This is a genomic window from Chloroflexota bacterium, assembly GCA_016887485.1.
Lineage (GTDB): Bacteria > Chloroflexota > Anaerolineae > Anaerolineales > Anaerolineaceae > Brevifilum.
The window spans coordinates 1,199,575-1,220,613 of record CP069394.1; the positions used below are offsets into that span (position 1 = coordinate 1,199,575).

At 50.3% G+C, this 21,039-nt stretch carries 16 protein-coding genes and 1 tRNA gene; 9 read left to right on the forward strand and 8 right to left on the reverse strand.

The features are described 5' to 3' along the window. Positions 1-101 precede the first annotated feature (101 nt). The 3 genes from JR338_05450 to JR338_05460 are packed head-to-tail and all read right to left on the reverse strand — an operon-like array spanning position 102 to position 4,337. Positions 102-1,712 carry a hypothetical protein gene (locus JR338_05450; GenBank protein ID QRN84186.1) on the reverse strand — a complete coding sequence of 537 codons (1,611 nt, stop codon included), beginning with the start codon at positions 1,710-1,712 and terminating at the stop codon, positions 102-104. Next, entirely contained in the window at positions 1,678-3,198 is a 1,521-nt protein-coding gene (locus JR338_05455) for a LysM peptidoglycan-binding domain-containing protein (GenBank protein ID QRN84187.1), read from the reverse strand. Before JR338_05455 ends, JR338_05450 begins: the two co-directional genes overlap by 35 nt. 8 nt (positions 3,199-3,206) lie before the next feature. After that, positions 3,207-4,337, reverse strand: coding sequence for a polysaccharide deacetylase family protein (locus JR338_05460; protein ID QRN84188.1), 1,131 nt, complete (start codon positions 4,335-4,337; stop codon positions 3,207-3,209). 138 nt (positions 4,338-4,475) lie between these two features. Between JR338_05460 and JR338_05465 the strand changes: the two genes are divergently transcribed. Further along, complete coding sequence (locus JR338_05465; GenBank protein QRN84189.1) at positions 4,476-5,600, forward strand: polyheme membrane-associated cytochrome C; 1,125 nt, start codon at positions 4,476-4,478, stop codon at positions 5,598-5,600. 191 nt (positions 5,601-5,791) lie between these two features. Here JR338_05465 and JR338_05470 read toward each other — a convergent pair whose 3' ends face one another. Continuing rightward, positions 5,792-7,108, reverse strand: a complete 1,317-nt coding sequence (locus JR338_05470; GenBank protein ID QRN84190.1) for a ferric reductase-like transmembrane domain-containing protein — start codon at positions 7,106-7,108, stop codon at positions 5,792-5,794. A 176-nt stretch (positions 7,109-7,284) separates the two neighbouring features. Here JR338_05470 and JR338_05475 point away from each other — a divergent pair. The 7 genes from JR338_05475 (at position 7,285) to JR338_05505 (ending at position 12,124) form a co-directional block, all read left to right on the forward strand. Next, positions 7,285-7,369, forward strand: a tRNA-Leu gene (locus JR338_05475). 105 nt (positions 7,370-7,474) lie between these two features. Beyond that, positions 7,475-7,849, forward strand: coding sequence for a septum formation initiator family protein (locus tag JR338_05480; GenBank protein QRN84191.1), 375 nt, complete (start codon positions 7,475-7,477; stop codon positions 7,847-7,849). 6 nt (positions 7,850-7,855) lie between these two features. Further along, the gene (locus JR338_05485) at positions 7,856-8,704 is read left to right on the forward strand and encodes a methyltransferase domain-containing protein (GenBank protein QRN84192.1); all 849 of its coding nucleotides are present in this window, start codon (positions 7,856-7,858) and stop codon (positions 8,702-8,704) included. A gap of 202 nt (positions 8,705-8,906) precedes the next feature. Further along, positions 8,907-9,248: a nucleotide pyrophosphohydrolase gene (locus JR338_05490; GenBank protein ID QRN84193.1), complete on the forward strand. Its 342-nt coding sequence runs from the start codon at positions 8,907-8,909 to the stop codon at positions 9,246-9,248. After that, positions 9,235-9,780, forward strand: coding sequence for an LOG family protein (locus JR338_05495; GenBank protein ID QRN84194.1), 546 nt, complete (start codon positions 9,235-9,237; stop codon positions 9,778-9,780). Before JR338_05490 ends, JR338_05495 begins: the two co-directional genes overlap by 14 nt. 21 nt (positions 9,781-9,801) lie before the next feature. After that, complete coding sequence (locus tag JR338_05500; GenBank protein ID QRN84195.1) at positions 9,802-11,238, forward strand: proline--tRNA ligase; 1,437 nt, start codon at positions 9,802-9,804, stop codon at positions 11,236-11,238. Between the two features lie 82 nt (positions 11,239-11,320). Further along, positions 11,321-12,124, forward strand: a complete 804-nt coding sequence (locus tag JR338_05505) for a DNA alkylation repair protein (protein QRN84196.1) — start codon at positions 11,321-11,323, stop codon at positions 12,122-12,124. 1 nt (position 12,125) lies between these two features. Here JR338_05505 and JR338_05510 read toward each other — a convergent pair whose 3' ends face one another. Beyond that, positions 12,126-12,386 (reverse strand): hypothetical protein, encoded by a 261-nt coding sequence (locus JR338_05510; GenBank protein ID QRN84197.1) that lies wholly within the window; start codon positions 12,384-12,386, stop codon positions 12,126-12,128. A 150-nt stretch (positions 12,387-12,536) separates the two neighbouring features. Between JR338_05510 and JR338_05515 the strand changes: the two genes are divergently transcribed. Further along, positions 12,537-16,490: a GAF domain-containing protein gene (locus tag JR338_05515; protein ID QRN84198.1), complete on the forward strand. Its 3,954-nt coding sequence runs from the start codon at positions 12,537-12,539 to the stop codon at positions 16,488-16,490. Positions 16,491-16,550: 60 nt separating this feature from the next. On the opposite strand, the gene JR338_05520 is transcribed toward JR338_05515, so the two are convergent. From JR338_05520 to JR338_05530, 3 genes are all read right to left on the reverse strand, one after another. Further along, on the reverse strand, positions 16,551-18,617 hold the full coding sequence (locus JR338_05520; GenBank protein QRN84199.1) for a sodium-translocating pyrophosphatase: 2,067 nt from the start codon (positions 18,615-18,617) through the stop codon (positions 16,551-16,553). A gap of 59 nt (positions 18,618-18,676) precedes the next feature. Beyond that, positions 18,677-19,441, reverse strand: coding sequence for a hypothetical protein (locus JR338_05525; GenBank protein QRN84200.1), 765 nt, complete (start codon positions 19,439-19,441; stop codon positions 18,677-18,679). Positions 19,442-19,628: 187 nt separating this feature from the next. Continuing rightward, positions 19,629-21,002 carry a TrpB-like pyridoxal phosphate-dependent enzyme gene (locus JR338_05530; protein QRN84201.1) on the reverse strand — a complete coding sequence of 458 codons (1,374 nt, stop codon included), beginning with the start codon at positions 21,000-21,002 and terminating at the stop codon, positions 19,629-19,631. Positions 21,003-21,039 lie beyond the last annotated feature (37 nt).

Below are 21,039 nucleotides of genomic sequence, written 5' to 3' on the forward strand. Positions count from 1 at the left end.
AAAACCGAGGCCCATACCCACTCGGACCACAGGTTTGAATTCCACGTTGGATTTTCAAGAAAGAAGGATACTCGCTCTAAAGGAAAAAGTCCAGTTAAGCGCTATTGCTCCCGGGTAATTTGGCTTTCATACGTGCTGGCGGTGTTGGAATAGATCACCTCATCGCCCCGGATAAGCCAACCTTCATAGGACTGGGTGGCCGCCTTCGCCTGCCATCCACTGAGCACAAAGGACAATGGGCCATCAGCAGGAATCCACTCTCCGTTATAACGTCGGGCGATGTGAATATGCGTACCGGTAGCGCGGCCGCCCTCGCAGGATGGATGTCCAAGCCGGTCACCGACTTCCACCCAGGTACCCACCGCAATCCGGTCTTTGGTGGCCACATGCAGGTAGAGCATGGTCCAACCGGTTTGCTCATAGCCATCCCCATCCATATCAATCACCACCACACCGTTTTCTGAGCGTGTAATCAATCCCTGAATGGATGCCACGACCCAGGCATTGGATTCTACACAGCCGGATTCTGCACTGGCAGGCGCAAAATCAAGCGCCGCGCGGATATCCGCCACCGACCAGGCAGCATGCGGGCCGCCCGTAAACGCCCAAAGCCGGCCAATCTCAAAAGGCAGGATCATTTCGGGCTGCTCGGTATCCACAGGAATCAGCGGTTCCACTTCCTGAGCCCTGATCCAGGGGTTGCCCATCATCGAATCATAAAAGTCCAGGAAATTCTGCTCACCATAGAGCGCCTGGGACCAATCTTCATAAGTATAGAGCGCTGCAAAGGCGTGCATCAGGCCCACCGTGCCGGAATTCAGGTCGGGGGCAATCCGGACGACATCGCCTTCGTCAAAAAGCACCACCAGGGTCCGCCCCTCCCACCAACCGTAATAACCATCCATCACATTGCTGGCGAACCAGGCCGCCTGGGCATAAAGGCCCTCCTCCGCAGAGTTGATATATCCCATCGGATATCTCACTTCATTGGACGTCTGGGGTTGACCGAAGACCCAGCCGGATTCATATTCCAAGAAAGCCAGCACCAATCGGGGATTGATCGAGTATTCCAGCGCGATCCGTTCGATGATCTGCGCGCCAGTCATCACCACAATCGAATGGCTGTCATCCCGATAGGTTGAGAGATATCCCCCCGCTTCATTGATAAAGGCTTCAATATCAAAATCTACGGTGGAAGGAGAGAAAGTCACTTCGCTGTCCGGCAGGAGCTTGCTGGAGGAACTGGTGACATTTAGTTCGTTGGGAATAATCAACAAGGTGCCGGGGGCCAAGAATCCCTCTCTGTTGAGCGTGTTTGGCAGGATTTCATCCATCCCCACGCCAAAGTGAGCGCTCACCACCGCCAGACTGTCACCGGCCGTCGTGTAATACAAAATCTGGGGGTCATCACTGGGGGGGACAAGTTGTCCTTGAGTGGGAATGGCGGCAATCGGTGTTTCTTCTGGTGCTTCGGTTACAGCCACTTCCGTCATGAGTGTTTCAGTAACCTGGCTCACAGCTGGTGTTTGGGTCGGGATTGCGATTTGGTCGGTCTCAACCTCAACAACCGGCGCCAAGGCAGGATACACTATCACACCGCAGACGGCCAAAGCCAAAACCAGCGCTGATCCCAGGATCACACCGGTCCGCTTGACCCGTCTTCGATAATAACGTTCTCTAGCGCTGGATGGCGTTGAACGCCGACCGCCCATCCCAAGCCTCCACAATCCGGGCTCCCTTGATCAGGGAGCCATTGTATTCGACACCATACCCTGCAGACACCCAACCATCCATCACAAATGGTAGGTCACCATCTGCGGCAATCCATACTCCATTATAACGCCGGGCGATGTGTAAATGCGCACCGGTGGAAACCCCGCCCTCGCACGAGGCATGTCCCACCCGGTCTCCGGCCTCCAAATAAGTCCCAACTTCCACCCGTTCCCAGCTGCTGACATGCATATAGAGGATCGACCAACCATCCTGCCAGATGCCATCGCCAGCCAGCTCCTGAACGACAACGCCATTGCCGGTATACACCACCTCACCAGGAGCCACAGCCGCCACCCAAAATGCACTGGCATAGCAGCCCACATCATCCGGCGGTGCAAAATCAAGCGCAGCCCAGGCCGATCCGGCATCCCAGCCGGAATGAGGGCCGCTGGTATAGGCCCAGACATCGCCAACCTCAAATGGCAGTTGTAAAGTCGGTTGTGTCAGGTTTTCCGGCAGCAGCGGATCGACGGCATAGGAAAATGGGTTACCAAAGAGTGACACGTAGGTTTGGTAAATACCTGCCTCAGAGGTCGCCTGGTCCCAGGTCGCTGCTGTGGTCAAATTGCTCATCAAATTGAGTACGCCAGCGGTTCCGGCATTGATCGTGGGATCCACCTCAACGACAGTGGAATCCGTGAGCGTCCAAATGCTGATTGTTTCAATCCCCCACTTGTAAAAGCCTTCATTTAAAAGACTGGCTGCCAGACTGAGCTGGCTATAAAGCCCTTCTCGATATTCCTCATAAACCCGCATGGGATAGACCATCGTCTCGCTGGCAGGGGTTGCTTCGGTCACCCAGCCGCTCTGATACTCCAAAACAGCGAGCAATAAACGGGGATTCACCGAATATTCCGTAGCCACCCGGCTCACTACCCCTGCACCGGAGGTCACCACTCCATCCAGGGTTTGGTAATACGAAGCCAAATACCCATTCCGGCTGGAAACAAAAGCATCCACATCAAAAGCAGCGTTTCCCGGGCTATAGACCAATTCCGAATCCGGGATGATCTTGAACGGTGAAGCCAGCAGATCAAAGGATGGAATCGGAATGAGCAGATTGATCCCAACTTCAATAATATCCGGGTTGGCTATGGTGTTCTCCCGCAGAATCTGATTCACAGAGACCTGGTAACGACCGGCAATTTTCGCCAGGGTATCTCCTGCCTGAACGGTGTAATAGGCCACTTCACTGCGCAAGGTGGGTAGGGTGATCGGGTTATTTGAGGTTGGTGTGGCATATGCGTTGCTGGTTGCAGCCATTTCAGTCGGGCTGGGAGTCTCCGTCGCGTAGATAAACATTCCCTCTGTCGAAGTGCTACCCTCCGAACTGGAAGCCTGCCAAACCTTGGCACCCGGTCCGGGCCGGTAACAGCCGGTCAAAAAAACCGCCATCAGTAGGAATATGCCTAAGACTTTTTTCATTGTGGCTGCTAATTCTCTGTCGTATCGCTGCAATAGAGATCGTAATAGAGCAGTTCAAGTTCCATCGCATCCACCGCCAGCGCTTCATTATGCTGGCTGATCTGTAGCGCTTTATTCAGGGCCACATCCGCAGCAGAAGACCAGGCCCGAGGCAGAACCATCAAGGGGTCATCCATCCCCTGTTCAGGTGCACCCAGAGGAATCCAATTGAACATCAGAGGTCCCCTGGAATAAACAGTGAAGCCAATCTCAAAACCTGCCTCACGGGCCATCTGCACCGCGTCCACCGTGAAATTGCCACCGGGCCAGATCAAAGCCTGAGCGATGGTGCCAAAATGTTCTTTGATCACCTCTATGGGTTTATAGATCTCTTCTTCCATCACATCCGTAGCTGTGTAATCCTGCAGATAAACATGGTTATGCCCATGGGACTGCACTTCCACATAACCGGTTGCTACATAAGCTTCAATTTTCTCCCACAGTTCATCCGAAGAGGTATCCGTGGTCGGGAAAGCCAGAGTCAAGGTCCAATCATTGGCTTCCAGATAGGGCATGAACAGTTCAGGCGTATCTGGCCGCCGGTCATCGAGGATCAGGATCATCGAATATTTCGGAATGGCGGCGTTATTTTCAAGAAAATCAACCAATTCCGTTGTGGTGATCGTTTCGAAACCTAATTGTCTGGCGTAATCCATAAAAAACTCAAAGTACTCTGTCGTAATTTCCTCTGCCTTGGAAGGTGTCTTCCCAGGTTCGAGGATACTGTGAAACATAATGGGTACAACAATCGTGCCAGGTTCCGCTTTGCCCTCGCCCCACTTATTTTCCAAATAGGTACAGGGATTTTCGATATATTCCATCGGCGTCACACCAGCCAATAGGCCCGAAGCAGAAGGAGCGGAAAGCGCCCAGGGCGTGGGGGTGATTGTGGGTGTCGGGGGAATCTCTGTTGCAGTCGGCGTTTGAGTGGCGGTCGCTGTGACCGTTGGCGTGGCAGTGAGTGTTACCGCCACTGTCTCCGTTGCCGCGAGCAGAGCCTCAGCAGTCTGCGTCTCTGCCACCATGGCTTCCGGATGCTCGGAGCAGGCTGATATCAGTAATAAAAGCAGTAATAATAATATTTTTGAGTATTTCATCATATCCCATTGTGTTGACAACAAATCATATTGATTATACCGAAAACATCATTTCGTATCTATTTTTCATGACAAACCATGGATTTTATTGTAGACTATTAAGTGAGGTTGAATGATCACCAGCGTAAAAGGAGTTCAATTATGAAGAAAGTTGTATGGCCCCTGCTAGTGATATTCTTTATTTTGGGCGGTCTGGCTACCATTTTAATCCGAGAGGTTGCCCTGCCCCCTGAACCCCGAACAGAAACAATAACGAAGATCAGCTCCAACTGGTTCGATTCAGGACATTCAGAATTCACTGCTGAGCCCTTCACCCACTGGGATGAAGAGGTTCCCCCTGAAGTGCCCGCTAATTGTGCAAAGTGCCACAGCGCCCATGGTTATCTGGACTACCTGGGCCAGGATGGCACAACGGTCAACGTGGTAGATAGTGCCGCGAAGATCGGATCCGTCGTCAGTTGCTACACCTGTCACAACCCAGCATCACAGGATAAGGAATCCGCCTTGTTCCCCTCAGGGATCGAGATGAATGTGGTCGTACAGTCTGCCAACTGTGTAGAATGTCACCAGGGAACGCGGTCCGGGGTGAATGTTGAGAGCGCCGTGACCGACCTACCTGAGAATGAGATCAATACCGAGCTCAGCTTCATCAATGTGCATTACAAAGTCGGCGGCGCTGTCCGTTATGGTGCTGATGTGTTGGTTGGTTACGAGTACCCCGGCCAGTCCTATGCTGGGTTCTTTGAACATGCCGACAATTACCAGCAATGCACCGACTGCCATGACCCCCACTCACTGCAAATCGATCCCCAGGAATGTGCCGTCTGTCACTCAGAGGTCAGTGGGTATGCAGATATCTATGATATCCGCACGGAAACCCCCGATTATGATGGCGATGGCGATACTGAGGAAGGCGTGAGTGGTGAAATAAACACCATGCATGACCTGCTCTATGCAGCTATCCAGCAGTATGCCAACGAGGTATTGGATGCGCCAATCGTTTACAGCAGCGCCACCTATCCCTACTGGTTTGTGGATACCAATAGCGATGGTGAAGGCAACGAAGATGAATTGACCTACGGCAACAGTTATCACAGCTGGTCCCCCCGATTGCTCAAGGCCGCCTATAACTACCACTTGGTCGTGAAGGACCCAGGCGGCTTCATGCATAACGCCCCCTACTTGATCCAGATCATGTACGACAGCATCTCAGATCTAGCCACTGTGATTAGCCTGGATACTTCCGGGTTGATCCGGCCCGAATAAATTTTCCAACCTGAATGCGAAACAGGCTGCCGGACTGCTGGCAGCCTGTTTTATATTCTTGATCGTGATTCTTTTATTACGCACCAGTCTGAATAAAAGCGAAGACCAAGGCCAGCACAATACATAGAGTAATTATGATCACAACGAACCAACGTTCGATCAAATGTTGTATATCCATGATCTATCTCCTCTCAGGCCATCTCATACTGCTCTGAATGGACATTCATCGGAGAAATCTCCAGCGCATCCAAAGCCTTTTCAACAGCATCAATCATAGGCAAGGGGCCGCAAAGGAAATAAGTACAATCCTTATAATCCTCAGGCAGGTTACGGCGGAGCACATCCACAGTGATAAACCCCTTTTCACCCTGCCAGCTCTCATCCGGCCGCTCCAATACATGCACCAGATTCAAGTTGATTTTCTCAGTCAGGCTTTCCAGCTCTTCACGGTAGATCACCGAATCCCAGGTGGGATTGCCAAAGAAAAAGGTCACGTTGTTCTCAGCCTTGCGGTCAGCCAGGGTTCGCAGCATGCTCATCACGGGTGCTGCACCGATTCCACCGGCAATGAACACCAAATTGTTACACTGATGTTCGTCAATGCTGAAATTGCCATAGGGGCCATCCACATAGATCACATCGCCTGGCTTAAAGTCCTTAACCTTGGCTGTGAAATCACCCAGCTCTTTGATCGTAAAGCCGAAGGTGCCGTCATCCCTTTCCGAACTCGTTGAGAAGGAAAATGGGTTCTCGCGGAAAATAAATGGCGACTCAGCCGTGATCCAGGCGAACTGCCCTGACTGAAATTGCATGCCTTTGTGTCCAATAGGCTTGAGATTTAACGACCAGCTCTCGCCGCGTTCTTGAATCACTTCGGCGACCTCATAGGGCGTCTGTTTCATTCGAATTGGCCGTACAATCCGAATGGCGATTAATATTAATACCCAAATTCCTGTCAGTCCCAGCCAGAGCACTTTTTGATAGGTCAACGACATATAGTAATTGACCTTGAACATATGATAAAGCCCCAGGCCAATTGCCAGATAGGCCAAGCCATCGTGGATCCAGCGCCAGATGTCGTACTTAAGCTTCATTACCTCCCGCCAGACAGACGTGACTACCAAAACCAACATCGCCAGGATCGAGAGCACCGCGGCTCTGGCCCGCCAGGGAGCCGTCAACAGGTTCAACAACTGCAGGGTTCCCGGATTATTAATGAAAAGCAATATGGGATGCACCAGCAGAACGAGGAAGGTGAAGATTGACAGGCTGTGATGAAATTGATAGAGCGTATCCATTGGGAAATGCAGGACAAAGAATTTCAGCCTTGAAGTTGGGATGGTCTGAAGTCCCAACAAGGCCATACCCATAAAACCTAATGCGACCGACACCTCACGCAGAAATTCACGTCCCTGCGGGCGGGGAAGGATCATCAGGAGTGCTATGGGGAGGAATACAAGCAGAAAATAGATGGCAAGCCAAAATATGGTTTGGAATCTCTTCTTCAAGTTTTTCTCCTTTTTTAGATTACGAAGTGGAATAGGCAATTTCGATCATAGCTTAATTGTAACGTATTAATCAAGGGGGGCCATCGGTTGAAACTCCCTGGATTTGGCTAGTGAACGTTATTAAATTCGTTTCAAAGGTTGACAATATGATATTTTCGGATAAAATAGATTCCTGCGCCGAAGTGGCGGAACTGGCAGACGCGCTACGTTCAGGGCGTAGTGAGCTTTGGGCTCATGAGGGTTCAAATCCCTCCTTCGGCATAACCCCCCACCTTGTTGGGGGGTTTTTGTTTTCTCCTTGTGAATCGGAAATGGTACAATAGTTGTAACCTGAAAAACAGATTTCTACTTGGAATTTGACCTGCTATGAAAAAAATCCTGACAGATAGACGTGTGATCGTTGTTGCTGCCATAGCCATCCTGGTGCTGTTATTTATGAACTTCAACCAGCGGATGATTTTGCTGTCACGGCTGCGCGGACAGGAAAAAACGCTCACGCTTGAATATGCCGATCTGGAAGGAACCAAATTCGCCCTGGAAACCCAGGTTGCCGGCGCTGATTCTGACGAAGTCGTCGAAAAATGGGCCCGAGAAGAAGCCGGTATGATCCAGAATGGCGATATTCCCATCGTCCTGATTCCCCCTGCGGGTGGGGTGGCACCCACCCCGGCTCCATCCACAGCAGGGGAAGAGAAGGTGGAATACTGGGAAATCTGGCAAGAACTCTTCTTTGGTGATTAACCCCCCATGTCCATAAAACCGATCTTTTCTCATTTTCAGACGCGTCTGCTTGCCAGACCTGAAGAACTCGGGCCATTTCAGGGGTCCCTCGATCTGGGTATGAGCCAAATCACCCTGCAGCGGGTGAATGAAGGCTATCTACTGCCCGACGGCCAACTGCTCACCGATGAACAGGTGCTCAAAATCAATGAAGATGAGAACGGCTGCTTTATCCTTGAAGATAACAAACTCCGCAAGGTAGAGTTCTTCTCAGCCTTCACCAATCGCTATTACAGCCTGATGCCCACCGAATCCGCCCCCACCATGCTGATCTCCGGCATCCCAATGCATCGTATCAAAGGCACCAACCCCATGGAAGATACCCGCCAAAAGCTCAAGGCATTGGGCCGAGCCAATGGATTGGTGTTGGATACAACCACCGGCCTGGGCTATACCGCCATCCTGGCCGCCCAGACCGCCAAACAAGTTATCACTATCGAATTTGACCCCACCGTCATTGAGGTCTGCCGAGCCAACCCCTGGTCTCAGGAATTGTTCTCCAACCCCAGGATCCAGCAGTTAATTGGCGACAGCGGTGACCTGGCGCCAACCTTTGCTGATGACACCTTCAACGCCATTGTCCATGACCCGCCGACCTTTAACCTGGCCGGGCACCTCTATTCCGGCAGCCTATATGCCACTTTCCACCGGATATTGAAGTCGAACGGTAAGCTCTTCCATTACATTGGCAACCCGGAAAGCCGCTATGGGGCCACCACCGGACGCGGCGTGGTGAACCGGCTGCGCAAAGCAGGTTTCACCGTCTCCCCTCGTGACCAGGCCTTTGGTGTCCTGGCACAGAAGATGGGTTGGTAACTTTATACAGTAAAGAAGTTAATTTATTCGTAGGAATAAGAGACCCCATTCCCATCCCTTCCCCCAAGATGCGGAGCATCGCAGCCCCCGAAACGAAGTGGCGGGGGTCAGAATTGGTCATGGATTAGGTGAACTAAACCAGAGACTTTCTTTCTGCTATCACTCCCATCAAGACCTCCATATCATGTATAATTTTGAAGTTATGGATATTAAGACACTTACCGAAAAAATGCACCGCTTCGTGCAGGAAAAAGGCTGGTATGACCCAAAAAGTCCCCGGCCCCAGACGCCAAAAAACCTGGCGATCTCCCTTAACATCGAAGCTGCTGAAGTTCTGGAACTTTATCAGTGGGCTGACACCGCCCCAGACCCTCATGGGCTGGCAAGTGAGTTGGCAGATGTCACCCTCTACCTGCTCCAGCTTGCCAGCGTCTCCGGAATTGACCTTGAAAAAGCTGTTTTGGATAAATTAGCCGTCAACTATACCCGCACCTGGGATCAAAGTTTGGAAGACAAACAAGATGACAACCATGAAGAAGATTAGTGTATTCGGTGGAGCAAACCCTCAGGTCGGCTCTCCTGCCTACCTCGAAGCGTACCATCTGGGAAAACTGCTGGGCGAAGCTGGTCTGGCTGTGATGACCGGCGGATACATCGGCACGATGGAAGCTGCTTCCAAGGGTGCCAATGAGACAGGCACAAAAGTCATCGGCGTGACCTGTGATGACATCGAGTCCTATCGCCCAATCTCTCCCAATGCCTGGATCACCGAGGAGTGGCGTGTTACTTCCTTTAAAGAGCGCCTCGACCGGTTGGTCGAGGAATGCGATGCAGCGATCGCCCTGCCTGGTGGTGTGGGCACCATGGTTGAGATCAGCCTAACCTGGAACCACCTGATTCTGCAAACAATTGACCCCAAGCCGCTGATTCTGGTTGGCGAGGGCTGGCATCACATCATGGAGACCTTTTTCACCAGCCTAAATGAGTACATTAGCATTAAGAGCCGTGAATATGTCAGCTTTGCGCCAAATCCCGAAACAGCCATTGATTTTTTACGAATGTACGCCATTATCTAGAATATAGAAAGATATTTAACCATGAGCGATAAAAAACTTACTCCCCGAGCTGAAAATTACTCCGAGTGGTACAACCAACTCGTCCTCCGCGCCGAATTGGCGGATTATGCCCCCGTGCGCGGCTGCATGGTGGTCCGTCCCTATGGTTGGTCATTGTGGGAGAACATCCAGGATGCTCTCAATTCCCGCTTCAAGGCCACCGGGCATGTCAACGCGGCCTTTCCCCTCTTCATCCCCATGTCCTTCCTTGAAAAAGAAAAGGAACATGTGGAAGGCTTCTCCCCCGAGCTGGCCGTGGTGACCATTGGCGGCGGCACGGAGCTGGAAGAGCCCCTGATCGTCCGGCCCACCTCAGAAACCATCATCGGTTATATGTATTCCAAGTGGATCCAATCCTACCGTGATCTGCCCGTACTGATTAACCAGTGGGGCAACGTGGTCCGCTGGGAAATGCGCACCCGGATGTTCCTGCGGACTCTGGAATTCTATTGGCAGGAAGGGCACACCGCTCATGCCACAGCCGAAGAGGGTGAAATCGAGACCCGCCAGATGTTAGATATCTACACCGATTTCGCCGTCAATGAAGCAGCTGTCCCCGTGATCCCCGGCCGCAAGAGCGAAACCGAGAAGTTCGCCGGCGCTGTCCGCTCCTATACCATCGAGGCAATGATGGGTGATACCAAAGCCCTGCAAGCCGGCACGAGCCACAACCTCGGGCAGAATTTCGCCAAAGCCTTCGAGATCCAATACCTCGATGAGAACAACACCCTTCAATATTGTTGGACCACCTCCTGGGGTCTCTCCACCCGCTTCGTCGGCGCTATCATCATGACCCACGGCGACGACCAGGGCCTGGTCCTGCCGCCAAGGCTGGCCCCCATCCAGGTCGTGATTGTGCCGATCTTCCGCAAGGATGAGGAAAAAGAAGCCGTAATGGCTGCTGTCGAAAAAGTCCAATCTGAACTGGCCGATTTAAGGGTGAAGGTCGATGACCGTATGGAAGTGACCCCCGGTTTCAAGTTCAACGAATGGGAACTTCGGGGTGTGCCGCTGCGGATTGAGATCGGTCCGAAAGATGTCGCCAAGAACAGCGTTGCCCTTGCCCGGCGGGATATCCCCGGGCGTGATGGCAAGTCCTTCGTCTCCCAGGACGGTATCGGCGATACGGTCCGTGAGATGCTTGATACCATTCAGGCCAATCTGCTGGCAAAAGCCACCAAATTCCGCGACGAGAACATCTTTGAACCCAAGGATTACGATGAGTTCAAAGAGATCATCGAAAAAGGCGGCTGGTGCTATGTCTGGTGGAAGCCCAGCGTAGAGAATGAAGCCGCAATTAAAGAAGATACCAAAGCCACCCTCCGCTGCATCCCTTTGGACCAGCCCGGTGGTAAAGGTAAATGCATTTACAGTGGTGAAGAAGCAACGGAAAAAGCTTATTTTGCCAGAGCTTACTAAATCGAATTAATCCAGCCCTCTGGCCGCGTAGTGAATAGCCGCCAGAGGGCTGTTGTTTCACAATCACGCAAGTTGAGAGATTATGCCCGCAGTTAATCCAACCCGGTTGCGATTTCAGGTCGAAGCCCTGATGGCCGATTATCCCGAGCCAGTGACATTTCATCTGGCGCTGAATAATCTATTCGAGCTGTATGCCAACCGCGCCCTCCGCTTTGGCGATTCAACCGGACTCCGCCCGATGATCCCTATGTACCACCTCCCCGCGCCGGTGATCCGGCAGCTGGAAGTGGACCTTGAGCGGGTGGTGAAAACAAAACCGGAACCCGCCCTGCCCCTGGCGGATGAACTCTGGCATGATTCCTATTATGAAACCAAATTGGTGGCCATCACACTGCTTGGGCTATACCCCCTCACCGATCCCCAACCCATTCTGGATCGGCTGAACCAATGGCTCACCCCGGATCTTGATCTGAGCCTTTTTCCCAAGTTGTTTTCCAATGGCACCCGCCAACTGCAAAAGGACTTCCCCGCTGTATGGGAAGATTTCCTGATGACCTTCCTGGAATCGGATGACCTGGAAAAAGTCGGTGTCGGTTTCCTGGGGTTGGCGGAGGGATTACGTGATCCCCAGTTCCAGAACCTGCCCGCCCTTTTCCGGCTCATCAGCCCCTTTGTCCACGCCCCCCAGACGGAAACCTCTCGGGAGCTGGCGCACCTGCTTAGGGCACTGGCGGAAGTCTCTCCTACAGAGACCAGCTATTTTCTCAAACAAATCCTCACCGTCACCGATTCAACCGAGATCAAACGGTTGGTCAACGACAGCCTGTCCGGTTTTCCCCAGGAATTCAGAGCAGAGCTTCTCCCCCTGGTCTCCCGTAATCGGTAGATCAACCTTTCTGTGGCATGATCTGACCGGATGGCAGAACCTGGATCACATCATATTGATCCACGCCCATCCAGATCGTCTCCCCACTCCCCCAAAGTTCCATCAAATGGTATCCCGCATAATCATGATTGACAAGGATCATGGCAGCGGCGTTCACCCGCGCAAATACCCTTTCATTGGGCAGGGCAAGAGAAACAATATCGCCAGCCTTCATCCCAATTAATTCGTCAATCGTAAGTCCCGCGCCGTAATCCCTGACCATCCTTCACCTCTTGAACCTTGCCTTCATATAACTATCTGATTTTTAAACTTGGTTGTGATATTATAGCCTTAGAAACAGGTTAGAATTTTGAATTTTCATTAATATTATTTATTAAATTTTCTTTCCGCTAAATTAATCTAATTCTAAAATATGAAAGCTTCTTTTTCCAAAAACAAACTCGCTTTGAACCTATTACTTGCCATTTATTTGGCAATTGCAGTCTTCACTTTGATCACGGTCACTGTTCAAACCGTTTTTTGGGTTCAACGGCCTTTCCCGGGTGGTTTCTTTGATGTCAACAACAACCATATTCCAGTCGTAAATATCTTCAAACATAATAAATGGGCTCTGCAGGATGAAAAACTCGCCCACGGCTCAATACTTATCTCAGTGAATGGGATCACCCTGACAAAATCCACGACATTGCGTGATCTGCTATCCTCGGCCGAACAAGGAGATATTTTCGTCTTAGGCATTCAAGAAAATGGGCAGATCAGAGATATCGAAATCACCCTTTCCCATTTTACATTAGCAGAATCAATTTTCTACTTTTTTATTCCCATTCTTGCAAGCACTGCCTGCCTTCTCTTGGGCCTCTGGTCCTTCACCGATCAACTCAATCGACCAATATCCGCACTCGAGACCACCCTGGCAACCAGCCTATCTTTGATATATGTCGCGTTCTTTGACTTTTTTACAGTTCACCATTTTAACGTGATCCTCTTCGTTGCAATGGGGATGGCAGTGGGGTCTGTGCTTCAAATGGCCCTGTCCCTTCCTAAAGAGAGGAAATGGGACAAACCAAGCAGAGGACTAACCTTAATTGGTTTCATCCCCCCCATGCTCCTGGCATCCTATGGTATTCATCAGATGACTTCCCCAATAGCTCAAGGCAGACATTACCTGGCCATTATCTCATATCTTATCATTTCGTCCATCATTAGCGGTATCATCCTTGGGATTGTCGTCTTTTTTGACCGCATTAAAGGCAAATCCCCTCTTGTAACTCGCCATTCAGAAAACTTCATTATCGCCTTATTCGTTTCACTCACGCCATTAACCATCCAATGGATTGTCAATTGGATCAACCATACATTTCCACCCATCAATCCACTCTTTTTATTCCCACTCATTATCCTTCCTGCCACAGTGATCCAGATAACCAGGAAGTTCAGAACAGAGAAAATTAATAAAAAAGCATTTAGGATCCTGCTTTTCATTTTGATAATCATTTTCTTTGGATTGGCATATACCGGAATTGTTTATGCCCTCAACCGAGTTTTATTGGTCAATATTCAACCAGACAATCCCTTAATTATTGGCAGTCTGGCTGTGGTGGTTGTTTTGCTCCTCGACCCCATCAGAAAAGAAGTTAACAAGCTCCTAAAAGATGATGAAACAACTTCCGACGACCACTTGAAAAAGGCCATGGAATTTGCCACGGTCTTTACCTCTATAAGCACCCGACGAGATGCACTGACACTCATGGGAGATGCAACCTGGGATATTATCAACGCTGACCGGATCAATATTTTCCTCTATGACCAAGCTGAAGGCGGCTTCCTTGAGTATTCTCTTCCGGGAGCAAATAAAGTGGAATCTCCGGCTTTGCCTAAAGAAGCCCCCATTCCTGCTATCCTGATAGAATCCAAATCTCATCTTTTCTTGCAAGCTGGTCTGCAGGAGACCAAAAACATCGAGAAAAAACAGGCGGGATTCTCCTCGCTCTATTCCCATCTCAATATCCCCATATGGGGTAATTTTGGTTTATTGGGTTGGATCGAAGCCATAAGTCAAAAGAAAAATAAGCCCTATACCGATGAAGATATCAAACTGATCAAGTCTCTCGCCTCACAATTTGCCTTAGTCCTTGAGCGAATTGACACGATCGCATCCCTCCAGCAAAGGTTGCTGGAGATGGAGATTCTCAACAAATTCGCTCTGACTGTGAACAGTGTGTCCGATCTAGATCAGCTCCTGGCCGCCAGTTTTGATCATATTCAACAAGTAATTCCAATTGACAGCCTGTCTTTGATCTTGAAACAACCTGACCCATTAGGCCATCAACGCGTTTTCTTATATCAGGATGGTCAAATTCTGATATCCACGACGAATCCCAGCACGTTAGGAGACGAATATCCCGAAAAGGACGGTATCTCAACTACCTCATCCTTCTTGGTCAAGCACGAGACAGAACAATGGCTCCTCATCCCCCTCATTCAGGATGAAAACCATCTGGGCGTCCTAAGCCTTGGAAAACATTCGCCTCACAATGACTTCAACCAGATGATTATGAACCTGACCGAGCCCATTGCGACCCTGGTCACAACGGCCATCATCAAATCGGACTTGATGGACTCCTTACGCGAAAAAATGCATCATCTTCAACGATTGAATGACGTCAGCCAGCAATTAACAAGTACATTAAATATGGACTTGGTTTTTGAGAGGATCATTGACAGCGCTTTAGAAATTCTGCATGCAGAATCCGGGGCAATATTAATTGCCAACGATGCAAAAGATATATTAATTATCCGAATCACAAGAGGCGCACCCTGGACCCATCTCGTCGGTCGAGGCATCCCAGTTAATCAAGGGATCGCAGGGACGGCCTACGCAGAACGTCACTCCATCATTTGTAATGAAAATATACTTGAAAGAATAATGAAATGGGATGATATCGATCCGGCGTCATTGAACGTTAGCAATATCCTATCTGTCCCATTGATCGTTCAAGATGAAGCCTTTGGCATTCTTGAAGTCTTCAATAAGGAAAACGGGTTACCCTTCACGAATATTGATGTGGAAATCCTGGAGGGTTTCGCCGCTCAGGCAGCAATTGCCCTGAATAATGCCAGTAAGTATGCAAAAGCCGATCAAGCGCTGGAACAGCGAATTGACGAACTCACCATCATGCAGAAGATCGATAAAGATCTTCATACCAGCCGGGAACTCAGTACGGCTCTTCAGACCACACTGTCCTCAGCTTTAACCTATACGAAGGTGCAATCCGGCAGTATTATGCTGGTGGATACGTATTACCATGAGATTGATGATATCTGGCAGAGGCTTCCCGGTTCGGATCAATGTAAACCATACAACCTGTTCGAATTGAGTGCTTTTCCCTGGTTCTCCGATGAACTGGAAGATCCCTATCAAATCATCTTTGAAGACCCGGACGCACTTTCCGATCAATTAGGCCTTGAAGGAAAATATCAGGCCCATTTGATGATAACCTCCAAACTGGATGATGATCTCTATTCTCTCCTGATCCTTCACCTTGAAGACGCCAACACCTTCAAAGAACAGGATTTGGACTTCCTCTTGGGGTTGAATAACCACGCCATGATTGCCTTGCGGAACGCCATCCTTTATGAAGACCTGAATCATGCCATCAATGCCAAGAACGAATTCATCAGCTTCATTTCCCATGAGCTCAAGAACCCGCTGACGGCCATCAAAGGCCACGCGGATATCCTTGCCAAAGGTATGGTTGGCGATGTGAACCCCGAACAGGAAGATTTCCTCAAGACCATTTCTCACAATGTCCGCCGGATGAGTACCTTCATCACGGATCTCGCCGATCAATCCCAAATCGAATCAAAATCCCTTCGCTTTGTTTTTGACACTTCTGATGTCATTGACATGATTAATGAAGTCCTGCAATCCTATGGGCAGCAGCTCAGAGGTAAATCCCAGAAGGTTATTCAGAATTACCCGGAGGATCTGCCCCAGGTTTGGTGTGACCGGCAGCGTATGATCCAAATCCTTGCCAACCTGATTTCTAATGCCATCAAGTACACACCAGAAGAAGGAACGATCACGATTTCCGCCGAACATACCTTCAACGATTGGGACCCCAAAGGCGCCGCGGAAGTGGTCCACATCACCGTGCAGGACACCGGCTATGGCATTGATTATGAGGATCAGCCCCACCTCTTCAATAAGTTCTTCAGAGGGACAAATGAGAAAATCCTCAAGATCTCCGGCACGGGTTTAGGCCTCCGGATTTCCAAGAGTCTAACAGAGATGATGGGTGGCACAATGTGGTTCGAGAGCACACCCGGTGAAGGCTCCACCTTCCACTTCACTGTTCCGATCTAAGAAACAAGACTTAAAAAGTAAGACGCCCCATCAGGGGCGTCTTTTATTATCTCTTGATTTCTAGAATAAGTGGAACGCTGCAATTAATGGAGCAAAGAGCGAGGAAACCAGCGACATAACCGTGATCAGTGTATTCAGAGAAGGACCAGCCGTATCTTTGAAGGGATCACCGACTGTATCGCCAACTACGCCGGCCTTGTGCGCATCGGAACCAGGGCCACCGAACTGACCGGTTTCAATGAACTTCTTGGCATTATCCCAAAGACCGCCGGAATTAGCCATCAACAAAGCGAAGATCACACCGGTGAAGATTGAACCACCCAGGAAACCGCCCAAAGCGTTCGGCCCAAGCAGGAAGCCAATTAATAAAGGCAGACCGACCGCCAGGAAAGCTGGCATAACCAGAGATGTTAGAGCACCTTGCGCCGCCAAACCAACACAAGTGGCATAATCCGGTTTTGAAGTACCTTTAAGAATGCCGGGGTCCTCCCTGAACTGGCGGCGAATCTCCTCAATCATGTCAAAGGCGTTATGCGTGACGGAAAGCATAGTCAGCGCTGAGAATAAAGGCGGTGTCATGGCACCCAGGAACACCCCGGCCACAACGATCGGGTCCTTGAGGCTGAGACTGATCTCCGTCCCACTGGCCGTCACAACCTCTGTATAAGCAGCGAAAAGTGCCAACACGGTCAGCGCGGCCGCACTGATGCTGAAGCCCTTGGTGATCGCCTTGGCTGTGTTGCCAGCTGCGTCCAGCGTGTCGGTGGTTGTGATCACATGGCTATCCATCCCAGCCATTTCCGCAATACCGCGGGCATTATCCACAATCGGACCATATGCATCTGCGGAGACAATCATACCGCTGATGGCGAGCATACCCACCGCGCTGATCCCAATTCCGTAAATGCCAGGCAGGCCAGTTGCTTCCGCCAGGTAATAAGAAAGAAGCGTGGCAACGGCAATCCCAATCACAGAGGGGACAATGCTGATCAGGCCATAGCTGAACCCGGTAATGATGTTGATAGCGGCACCTGAACCGGAAACTCGCGCTGTCTCGTAGACAGGCTTGCGGTCTTCCGAAGTGAAGTAATCAGAGGTAAAGCCAATGACCACCCCTGTCACCAAGCCGGTCAATGTGGCCCACAGAATGCCAATATTAATATCACTCAACACCACTAACAGGGCAACCATCCCTGCAAAGATCACAGTAGTTAAAACTGTACCAAAGTTCAAGGCTGGGCCGGGCTTCCCATTCTTCCCCACCCGCACAAACTGAATGCCAATCAATGAGGCTGCAATACCTAAAGTACACAGGATCAGCGGGAGTACGACATACTTCACATCCATTGTTGATGAGGCCGCAGCCAAAAGCATAACGGCTACCGTCGAAGCGACATAGGAGTCAAAAATATCTGCGCCCATACCTGCAACATCACCGACGTTATCACCGACGTTGTCGGCAACCACTGCCGGATTGCGGGGATCGTCTTCAGGAATCCCGACTTCGACCTTACCCACCAAGTCAGCTGCAATATCAGCTGTCTTGGTATAAATACCGCCACCGGCTTTCGCCAGCAGCGCCAGGGCAGAAGCGCCAAAGCTGAAGCCAAGGACCGTTTCAGCTGAACCTGTCAGCATGTAAATCACCGTCATGCCGAGGACAGCCAGGCCAACCATCGCCAGGCCCATCACGGAACCGGCATAGAAGGAGAGCTTGAAAGCTTTGTTGAGGGACTCGTTTGCAGCCGTTGCCGTACGGACATTCGCTTCAACTGCGATGCCCATTCCCATATAGCCGGCAATTGCAGAACAAACGGCCCCGGAAATAAAGGCTATTGCCATCCGAATACCATTCATGGGTTGAATGGTCGCTTGCCCTGCAGCAACATCCACCAGGTCAAAGCTGAACACGATGGCGATGATGAAGCCTAAAATAATGGCAACAATCGACAGAGCAAAATAAAGTCGCTTGAGGTAGGTTTGCGCCCCTTCACGAATCCATGAGGCCACTTCCTGGGCCTTTTCGGTCCCGGGATCCTGCCGTTTGACCCAAAAATAAAGAAATACCGCCACGCCAATTGAAATGACGCTCGCGATGATACTGATATAAAGCCAAGTTTTTTCCATTATTTACTCCTAATAAAAACTTTCCAGTAAACGATGCCACATAGGGCATCATCCATAATTTACATATTTGCTGATCGCCACCAGCGGTAATTATTCTCGCGCAGGGTTTCTTTTTCTGGCATCGGATAATAAAGCAGTTTCTGGCCGTTACCAACAAAGAAGCCGTTTTTCACTGTGCGATATGCGATCTGAGAAGAGCTGGCCCGATCTACCATCTTTGTCGCTACGGGTTTTGTCTTCAGGTCTTTCAAGACGCCTCGCAGATGGTCCATGTTCTTATATGGCAGGTCACCCACTTCACCCATCTCGGGATCTTCTGCCAATTCGCCAAGCCGTAACTCGGTAAAGGCAATCGCCGGGAGGGTCACCAGTGAGGTTGGATTCTTCACGATCAGATCATAAAAATCCAGAGGGTTCAAGCGGCTGGCAACCAGAGGAGAAACTGGCGCAATCTCTTTATACAAATGCAATCCACTTTCCATCTCTGGGATCACATCCGTTGATTCCAGACCAAGGGTCCGGCCATCCTGCGTTGTGAGGTAAAGCTGCCCCATAACGCTGTTATCAATATGCTCCAACACCCGATACACCGAGATGTAAATTGAGGACTTAGCCGAACCATCCTCATGCGGGATACAGCGTGCAATCCCTTCCGGGATCCTAAAATACTTACTTCTGAATTTGGGGTCTATCTCAAAAAATATAGCCTGACCGCTTGATTTCTTCTCGGTCCCCACGGCGTAATAAGCACCGAATTCTTCCGGGGACAACATCGAAGCAATTAAAGCCTCAGGCATCAGAGATAGATAAAGATGAACAGTCACAATATCCTCCTTTGAAGGCTTTTCCGAAAATGTGATCGAAATCTGAACCATCACATTTTTTTAATAAAGACAAACTTATTATAACATTGATGCCTTATCGGCTTTCTGCGGCTTAATCTTAAAAAGTTGATTCCCAACCTTAAAGAACGGTTGGGAATCAGAGAGAAGAGAAAGGTTGATTATCAGGTTAGTATGCCAGATTTATCTCAGGCAACCTTTGGCGGATATCATCTTTGGTTATCTCATAGCCATCTTCTTTGAGGCGACCCTGGTTATAGGCGTCATAGGACGCCATATCCAGCAAGCCATGCCCGGAAAGATTAAAAAGGATCACCCGCTTTTCGCCTTTGGCCTTCGCATCCAGCGCTTCATCGATTGCCGCGCGGATGGCATGAGCTGATTCAGGCGCCGGGATGATACCTTCCGTCTGGGCAAAGATACTGGCGGCCTCAAAGGTTGGCATCTGCGGCACGGCAATAGCCTCAATGTACCCTGCGTCATAGAGGGCGCAAATTTGAGGTGACATCCCGTGATAGCGCAGCCCCCCAGCGTGGATCGATGCCGGGACGAAATCATGCCCCAGGGTGTACATCTTAACCACGGGTGCCATCTTGGCGGTGTCGCCATAGTCGAACGCATAAATGCCCTTGGTCAATGTCGGGGTAGCTTCCGGTTCCACGGCCAACAAGCGGGTGTTCTTGCCACCCTTCAGGTTCTCATGCAGGAACGGGAAAGCAATCCCACCAAAATTGGAGCCGCCGCCTACGCAGCCGATCACCACGTCAGGATATTCACCAGCCAGGTCCATCTGCTTGAGCGCTTCCTGCCCAATCACCGATTGATGCAGAAGGACATGATTCAATACAGAACCAAGGCTGTACTTCTTTCTGCCCTCCGATTTGACGGCAACTTCCACCGCCTCCGAGATGGCAATGCCCAGCGAGCCAGGATTATTAGGATCTTCTGCCAAAAGCCTGCGTCCATAATCCGTGCGATCGGTCGGGCTGGCATACACCTCCGCACCATAGGTCTGCATGATGATCCGGCGATAAGGCTTCTGATCAAAAGAAACCTTCACCATATACACTTCCAGATCCATGTCAAAGAATTTCGCTGCCATGGATAGTGCCGATCCCCACTGACCAGCGCCGGTCTCCGTGGTTAGTGCTTTGGTGCCATCCAGCTTATTGAAATAGGCCTGAGCAACAGCGGTATTGCATTTATGACTGCCAGAGATGGATGCCCCTTCATTCTTGAAATAAATATGGGCAGGCGTATCCAGGAATTTCTCCAGCCTGCGAGCTCGGATCAACGGTGTTGGCCGCCAGAGCTTATAGATCTCCCGGACTTCCTCTGGGATGTCAATGTACCGGTCAGTGCTGACCTCCTGCATGATCAGGGACATCGGGAACAGCACATTGAGGAATTCCGGCGTGATCGGTTCCAGCGTCTGCGGGTTGAGGACCGGTGCGGGTGGCACCGGCAGGTCCGCATTGATGTTGTACCAATACTTGGGGATATCAGTATCATTCAAAAGATATTTATATTGTTCGTTAGACATTGCATTACCTCCAGGTTTTCTAATGATTGGACAATTG